Source organism: Myxococcales bacterium, from assembly GCA_012513515.1.
In the GTDB taxonomy this organism is placed as follows: Bacteria; UBA10199; UBA10199; order 2-02-FULL-44-16; family JAAZCA01; genus JAAZCA01.
Map to the genome: position 1 here is coordinate 24,843 of JAAZCA010000018.1, position 7,034 is coordinate 31,876.

Consider the following 7,034-nt stretch of genomic DNA (forward strand, 5'->3'; position numbering starts at 1 on the left):
TTACTTTCCGGGCAGGCCGTATTTTTCCAGAAGCGCGTTCAGCTCCTCGGTTGAAATATCTAGAAGGGAAAGAGCCGCTTCGCGCACGCTTCTGCCAGTCCTGTGCGCTTCTCGCGATACTTCGGCCGCTTTTGCGTAGCCTATTTTGGGAACGAGAGCCGTTGCCAGCGCCAAGCTCATCTGGATATTTCTGGCGCAGTTTTCTTCATGCGCTGCTATTCCATCAATGCACTTAGACGCCAATATCGTGCAGGCGTTCGAAATTATTTCTATCGATTCAAGCAAGTTCGAGGATATGAGTGGAAGCTGTGTGTTGAGTTCCAGGTGGCCTCCTTTGCATCCCATCGCCACCGCCATATCGTTGGCTATGACCTGAGCGGCGACCTGAACGACCATCTCGGGAATAACCGGGTTGACCTTGCCTGGCATTATTGAAGATCCGGGCTGCAGGGCTGGCAGCTCAATTTCGGCGAGCCCGTTTCTAGGTCCTGAAGCAAGAAGTCTGATATCTTCAGCTATTTTTGTCAGCGATACGGCAAGGGTTCTCAGTGAGCCGCTTACTCGCAGCGCCGCCCCATGAGAGGATATAGCCTCGAAGAAATTTTTGGCCGGAACGAATTTTATGGAATAGTGCGCCGACAGTTTCTCGCAGACCTTCTTTGCAAAGAGCGGATGCGTATTGATTGCGGTGCCCACGGCTGTGCCGCCTATCGCAAGTTCAAATAGTGACTGCAAATCTTCCTCTATCCAGCCTTTGCATCTTTCAATCTGCCTGGTCCATCCTGAAAACTCCTGTCCGAGCGTTATGGGGGTGGCATCCATAAGATGTGTACGGCCAGTCTTCAAAACTCTTCTGAACTGATAAGATTTTTTCTTGAGGGAGTTTCGAAGCGTTTCAAGAGCTGGTATCAGTGATCTCTTGATCGCATCAGCGGATGCCACGTAAAGGGCGCTGGGCATTATGTCGTTGGAGGACTGCCCCTTGTTGACATGGTCGTTCGGATGTATGTCGATTGTGTGGCTGGCGAGGTGCGCTATCACCTCGTTCATGTTCATGTTGGTCGAGGTTCCCGATCCGGTTTGGAAAATATCGAGAGGGAACTGGTCGAGGTGTTCTCCCTGCGATATCGCGCGCGCCGCCTTGACTATAGCGGAAGATGCTTTTTTTGATATCAGGCCCAGCTCGAAGTTGCTCTGCGCTGAAAACATTTTGATGAGTGCGAGCGCTGAGATGAAGTTTGCGGGGAAACGCCTTTCGCTTACGGGAAAATTGTCCAGGGCCCGCTGCGTGGATGAGCCCCATAGTGCTTCTGAAGGTATCTTCACCCTTCCGAAGGAATCGATTTCCGTCTTGAATACCGTCATTTTTTCCTCTTGGCCGATTTCTTTGTTTTCTTGGATGGGCCCTGACGAGTTGACTTCCTCGCTGTGAGAGGGGATTGCTTCGAACTTCCCGATGTAGAATCGCAAAGTTTCAAATACATCTGTGCGTACTTGTTCTGAGGATCCGCCTCGAGGGCTTTCTTCCAAAGTTTTTTTGCGTCTGGCAATTTTTCCATGGAGTAATAGGTGAGGCCGAGTTGAACGAGAGCCGGTGAGTAGCTTTTTTTAATTTTTACTACTGCGGCAAGTTCCTTTACGGACTCTTTCAGTTTTCCATCTTCACGGAACGCTTGGCCTAGCTTGGTCCTGATGTCGAAGTAGTTGGGATTCAAAGTCAGAGCTTTTGTATATTCCTCTATGGCGTGATCGTATAGGCCGACCGATCTGTAGATGTCGCCGATTTCGGCATGAAGGTTCGAAAGCTTCCCCTTGAGCACCGGCTCAATTTTTCCGGAGACTTTCTTCGAAGTCTGTTTTAAATCATTGTAGAGTTTTTTTGCGTCCTCGTACTGGCCGAGATCGTTGTAAAGAACTGCAAGATTGAGCACTGCCTCGGTGTAGGTTGGGTTGAGATTTAAAGCTTCCTGAAAATATTTCATGGCGGTGGCGAACCTTCCGCCATCGTGTGCCATCACTCCCATCATGTTATAGACATCGGCGTACTTGCACTCCATCTCTATTACCTTCTGAAGATACTTGGCGGCACGCTCATATTCCCTGTTTTCGAAATGCTGTTTGCCCAATGTTACGAGTTCGCCGACGTTGTCTCGCATCATATCCTCCGGTTCATTCGATTTTAGCTAGCGCCTAGCAGCTTTTTTTTCAGCGGATTTCGCTGCAATCAAGAGTTTCCTTTCGGCCTGCTTACAGAACTTGCTGCTGGGAAATTTCATCATCAACGCGCTATATGCCGTTTTTGCACCCTCGATATTATCCAGTCTGATGTTGGCGATGACCGCTTTATAGAAGGCTTTGTCCGCAAGTCCGGATTCCGGGAATTCCTCCCCAACGGTCATAAAACGCGGGATGCTCGCTATGTACTCGCCTGTCCTGAAATAGAAATTTCCCACGTAGTAGGTTCTGCGAGCGACCTTGAGGAGGGCCTGCTTCAGTTTTTCCTTCGCAAGGTCCCTGTATTGGCTTTCCGGATATCTGCGCAGCAGGATTCGAAGATGATCTATCGCATCGTCGAGATATTCCTGGTCCCTGTCGATGGACTTCGGTGTCTCCAAAAGATAGGATGTGCCGGCTTTGTAATGGGCGTAGTCCGTGCGCGGACTCCTTGGATGAAGCTTGATGAAAGCGAGGTAGGACTCTGCTGCGAGGAGATAATCCTTCTTGGCGTAGTAGGCGTCTCCGATTCTGAGCTCCGCTTCCTGGCCGAGTTTTGTTTGCGGATAGCGGGCCTTGAACATTTCTAGGCATTGCACCGCATCCTCAAATTTATTTTTGGCGGAAAGGTGCATGCATTGTTTGAACTCCTCATCCGGGTTGCCAGCGCCTATCTGAGGGAGCTTTTTGGAACATGCCGGCAGAAGAAGAAGAACAGCCAAAATAGTCAATGATTTTGCTCTCATGGCGGCGCATACTAGGTAATGGGATTAAAAATCGCAAAGAAAAAATTTTTCTTTTAACCCCTTGTCGAGGATTTCTTAGGCTCCATATAAGTCCGTGATATCAAGCCGTTAATTTCACTGTACGGGCTTGACATAGATTTTGGTGAAGGATAACACGGGCCTTCAGCGTGGAGGGAAACGATGGTATCCGACAATCATGAGGATAGTTCAGGATTCAAGGTCTCAGACAAAAGGCGTTTTGATAATGAGGGGCGGGAAAGGGGAGAGGTCGAGTCCAAGCGGAACGAGGATGCTGAAAAAAATCCCTCGAGCGCATCTCCAGCGCATGAAATAGACTTTTCTACCTTTGTGCTATCCCTTGCCACATCCGCGCAGGTTCACTTGGGCATGATACCGAACCCTGCCACGGGAAAGCAGGACTCAGATCCGGTTCTTGCAAAACAGACGATAGATATCATCGGGATTCTTGAGGAGAAGACGCGTGGTAACCTGAGCGAGGATGAAAAGAAACTTATAGATCATTTGCTTTACGATCTGAGAATTCAGTACCTTCAACACAAGAAGTGATACAAAAAATCTGACGGGGGAAAGATGAAAAAACGTTTTTCTGTTTTTGCTTTGATCGTCGTCTCCATTTTTACCGCGGCAATTGTCGCTGCAACTGTGGTCTGGACCGGCAGCATGAGGAACGCACACAGCGTCGATATCACTTCCGCCAGTCCGACGCAGGATACCATGAAAGCATCATGGGCGAAGGTTGACCCTACTTCTTTTGCCGATCTCGCCGAGAGGGTTGGCAAAGCGGTCGTAAATATTTCCACCAGCAAAAAGGCGGCGGGACGCCGTGGAATCCAGAGTTTTCCATTTCCCAAATTTGGTCCCAATGATCCGTTTGATGATTTTTTTGAAAAATTCTTTGATGGTATGCCGCAGGAGCAGGTCACCAGAAGCCTTGGCTCCGGCTTTATCATCAACAAGGATGGGACGATACTCACCAACAACCACGTGGTGAGCAGGGCCGACGACATAGAGGTAAGCCTTTCCGATGGCCGAAAATTCAAGGCGAAGGTGTTGGGGGTCGATGAACGGACCGATATCGCGGTTATCAAGATCGACACCAAAGAGAGCCTCCCTGCTGCAAAGCTAGGCAATTCGAGCGTTATGCGTCCGGGCGACTGGGTTATGGCCATCGGGAACCCCTTTGGTCTGGATCATACGGTCACGGTTGGCGTTGTCAGCGCCATCGGCAGACTGATAGGGGGCGGGGCGCCATATGCGAAATTCATCCAGACCGACGCTTCCATCAATCCCGGCAACAGCGGTGGTCCGCTATTCAACCTCTCAGGAGAGGTTATAGGTTTAAATACCATGATTCACGCAGGTGGGCAGGGGATAGGATTTGCGATTCCAATAGATCTTGCGAAGCAGATGGTTCCCGAGCTCGTTGAAAAGGGGAGCGTTTCTCGCGGCTGGCTGGGAGTTTCAATACAGGAGATCACGCCTGAGCTGGCGAAGTCCTTCAACCTTGAGAAGAACGAGGGGGCTTTGGTCTCAGAGGTTTACAGCGACTCTCCTGCTGCGAAGGCCGGGCTCCTTCGGGGGGATATCATAGTAGAATTCAACGGCGAAAAGGTGGAGGAGCCGTACGATCTCTCGCTGCAGGTAGGCAATTCAAAACCCGGCAATAAGGTGAATGTTGTGGTTATCAGAAAGAACGAGAAAAAGAATATAGCCATAGAGATTGGGAAATATAAGGAGGGGGAGGTTGCCTTTGCGGAAAAGGCTCTCGATCGTGGCAAGGCCGACAAGCTGGGACTCGTCGTCAAATCGGTTTCTGCGGAGGATGCCAGGAAGCTTGGCGTCCCGGCGGATTTCAAAGGGGTTTATGTAGAGAGGGTCGATCCGGAGTCTTCCGCCGCCTACGCGAATATCGCCACCGGCGATATAATCCTGGAGATAAACGATTCCAAGATACAGAGCGTCGAGGATTACATGAAAACAGTCGAAAAGCTGAAAACCGGCGATCCGGTTCGCCTTTTCATCAAACGCGGAGTTGCGAGTATATACCTCGCCTTCAAGCTCTGAGGGTTTTATTGTTCATTCGTGTGAGAGAGGCCTCCGGAATTTCCGGGGGCCTTTGAATTTGTGTTCTTATCCGCTTTACCAGTCACGAGCCACGGTCGTTGCTGGATCCCCGCCGATAGAAGCACTCTGGGATGACGATCACAGCGTCATTCCCGCATGCTGTAAGCCGCCGCTACTGCGGGGCAGGCGGGAATCCTGTCCCTGCCGGTCAACTTAACCTTAACCTGTTTTTCCAGAAGTCATAACGTCCAGCGCATGATCGCAAAATAAAAACCGCCAAGCCCTGATGGGTTGGCGGTTTTCGATTCATAGAAATTAAGTTTACTTCGCTTTATTGACTGCCTTGGTCAGGCGGCTTTTCAGGCGTGCGGCCTTATTCTTATGGATGATACCTTTTTGCACGCACTTCGCGAGCAAGGGCAGGACCTCTTTGAGCGTTTCATCGCTCAGGTTGACTCTGACCTTTTTCACCGCTGTCCTCATAGTGGAGACGTTGTGGCGGTTGATCGCCCTGCGCTTTTTATTTTGACGCTCCCTTTTAATAGTTGAAGCGTGGCGACCCCTGCCAAGTTTCTTCTTTCCGCTCTTCGCGTTAGCCATGATCCTTCACTCCTTGATTGCAAATTGTAGCGGCGGCAAGTATCATCCGACTCCTCGATTGTCAAGTAATTACAGGGTTTTTTATGAGGGATGAGCACGCAAATATAAGCAGGCGAGTGGGGGTTGTTGGCTTTTTTACCTTTCTGTCGCGGATTGCCGGTCTGGCGCGGGATTCGGTGATGGCATGGGCCTTCGGTGCTACAAAGATCGCCGATGCTTTTTACGTCGCTTTCAGAATTCCCAATCTTTTGCGCAGGTTTGTTGCCGAAGGGGCGCTTACCGTCGCATTCGTGCCAGTCTATACAGCATATCTTAAAAAGACCAGGAGGGACGCACTGGAGGCAGCATCGGTAGTCTTTACCTACCTTTCGCTTTTTTTGACCCTTCTTGTCGCTGCGGGGATTATCTTTGCCCCACTCATCGTGAAGCTCATAGCCTATGGCTTCGCCAGCGACTCGCAAAAATTCGAAATGACCGTCTATCTTACTCGTCTGATGTTTCCTTATATAATGTTGATCAGCCTCGTCGCCCTGGCGATGGGGATTTTAAATTCCCTCAAGAAATTTGCGGCACCGGCAGCCTCGCCGATATTCCTGAACCTTGCGATCATATTCGGCGCAGTCATTTTATCAAAGCTGTTCGATTTTCCTGCGACCGGACTTGCGCTCGGAGTCCTCATAGGTGGAGTTTTACAGCTTTCGCTGCAGATTCCTTCGCTGGCAAAAGAGGGTATGATCCCGCGCATAAATTTCAACTGGCGTCACAAGGCGCTCAAGGATGTGCTCCTTCTCATGATACCCTCTGCCTTCGGGGCGGCGGTGTATCAGATAAACGTCCTAGTTGTTACGCTGCTGGCATCATTTCTGCCTGAGGGGAGCGTCTCCTATCTCTGGTACGCAGACAGGGTATCGGAATTTCCGCTGGGAATCTTCGCGATATCCGTGGCGACCGCCGCGCTTCCCACCCTCTCCGATAACGTCGCCGAGAAGGACACACAGTCCTTCAAGGAGACCTTGAACTTCAGCCTCAGGCTGGCCTTTCTGATCGCCATCCCGGCGATGGTCGGCCTTTTTCTTCTCTCCGGGATATCGATCAATGTCCTTTTTCAACGTGGAGAATTTACCGCTGCAACTTCCGCCGCGACGGCCTCAGCGCTTGCCATCTTTGCGTTGAAAATTCCCTTCGTTTCCGGGGTGAGAAATCTGGTCCCAGGCTTTTTCGCGCTTCGCGATGCCAAGACGCCTGTCTATGTTGCGGCTGTAACGGTGGTTATCAACGCCGTCTTTGCGCTGATGCTCATGGGCCGCTTCCTTCATTTGGGGCTTGCTGCCGCCCTTGTAATTTCTTCCTTTTTTAATTTTGTGATTCTCTTATATCTGATGAGACGAA

The 7,034-nt window shown here is 50.5% G+C and carries 7 protein-coding genes; 3 read left to right on the top strand and 4 right to left on the bottom strand.

Features of this window, described 5'->3' with window-relative positions; genetic code table 11:
* The 3 genes from GX659_03730 to bamD are packed head-to-tail and all read right to left on the bottom strand — an operon-like array spanning position 1 to position 2,960.
* Positions 1-1,365 carry a class II fumarate hydratase gene (locus tag GX659_03730; GenBank protein ID NLD27899.1) on the bottom strand — a complete coding sequence of 455 codons (1,365 nt, stop codon included), beginning with the start codon at positions 1,363-1,365 and terminating at the stop codon, positions 1-3.
* Positions 1,362-2,156 carry a tetratricopeptide repeat protein gene (locus GX659_03735; GenBank protein NLD27900.1) on the bottom strand — a complete coding sequence of 265 codons (795 nt, stop codon included), beginning with the start codon at positions 2,154-2,156 and terminating at the stop codon, positions 1,362-1,364. Before GX659_03735 ends, GX659_03730 begins: the two co-directional genes overlap by 4 nt.
* A gap of 27 nt (positions 2,157-2,183) precedes the next feature.
* A complete protein-coding gene (bamD, locus tag GX659_03740; protein NLD27901.1) occupies positions 2,184-2,960 on the bottom strand; it encodes an outer membrane protein assembly factor BamD in 777 nt (258 codons plus the stop codon).
* 180 nt (positions 2,961-3,140) lie between these two features.
* Here bamD and GX659_03745 point away from each other — a divergent pair, with 180 nt between their 5' ends.
* On the top strand, positions 3,141-3,527 hold the full coding sequence (locus tag GX659_03745; protein NLD27902.1) for a DUF1844 domain-containing protein: 387 nt from the start codon (positions 3,141-3,143) through the stop codon (positions 3,525-3,527).
* Positions 3,528-3,551: 24 nt separating this feature from the next.
* Positions 3,552-5,045, top strand: a complete 1,494-nt coding sequence (locus GX659_03750) for a DegQ family serine endoprotease (protein NLD27903.1) — start codon at positions 3,552-3,554, stop codon at positions 5,043-5,045.
* A gap of 321 nt (positions 5,046-5,366) precedes the next feature.
* Here GX659_03750 and rpsT read toward each other — a convergent pair whose 3' ends face one another.
* Positions 5,367-5,645 (bottom strand): 30S ribosomal protein S20, encoded by a 279-nt coding sequence (gene rpsT, locus GX659_03755; GenBank protein ID NLD27904.1) that lies wholly within the window; start codon positions 5,643-5,645, stop codon positions 5,367-5,369.
* Positions 5,646-5,728: 83 nt separating this feature from the next.
* On the opposite strand from rpsT, the gene murJ reads away from it, so the two are divergent.
* On the top strand, positions 5,729-7,034 hold a 1,306-nt coding region (gene murJ / locus GX659_03760), incomplete at its 3' end, for a murein biosynthesis integral membrane protein MurJ (protein ID NLD27905.1).

Excerpts from the sequence above, each read along its gene's own strand:
- bamD (NLD27901.1), bottom strand. The coding sequence starts at position 2,960 with ATGAGAGCAAAATCATTGACTATTTTGGCTGTTCTTCTTCTTCTGCCG.
- GX659_03730 (NLD27899.1), bottom strand. The coding sequence starts at position 1,365 with ATGACGGTATTCAAGACGGAAATCGATTCCTTCGGAAGGGTGAAGATA.
- GX659_03750 (NLD27903.1), top strand. The coding sequence starts at position 3,552 with ATGAAAAAACGTTTTTCTGTTTTTGCTTTGATCGTCGTCTCCATTTTT.
- rpsT (NLD27904.1), bottom strand. The coding sequence starts at position 5,645 with ATGGCTAACGCGAAGAGCGGAAAGAAGAAACTTGGCAGGGGTCGCCAC.
- GX659_03745 (NLD27902.1), top strand. The coding sequence starts at position 3,141 with ATGGTATCCGACAATCATGAGGATAGTTCAGGATTCAAGGTCTCAGAC.
- GX659_03735 (NLD27900.1), bottom strand. The coding sequence starts at position 2,156 with ATGCGAGACAACGTCGGCGAACTCGTAACATTGGGCAAACAGCATTTC.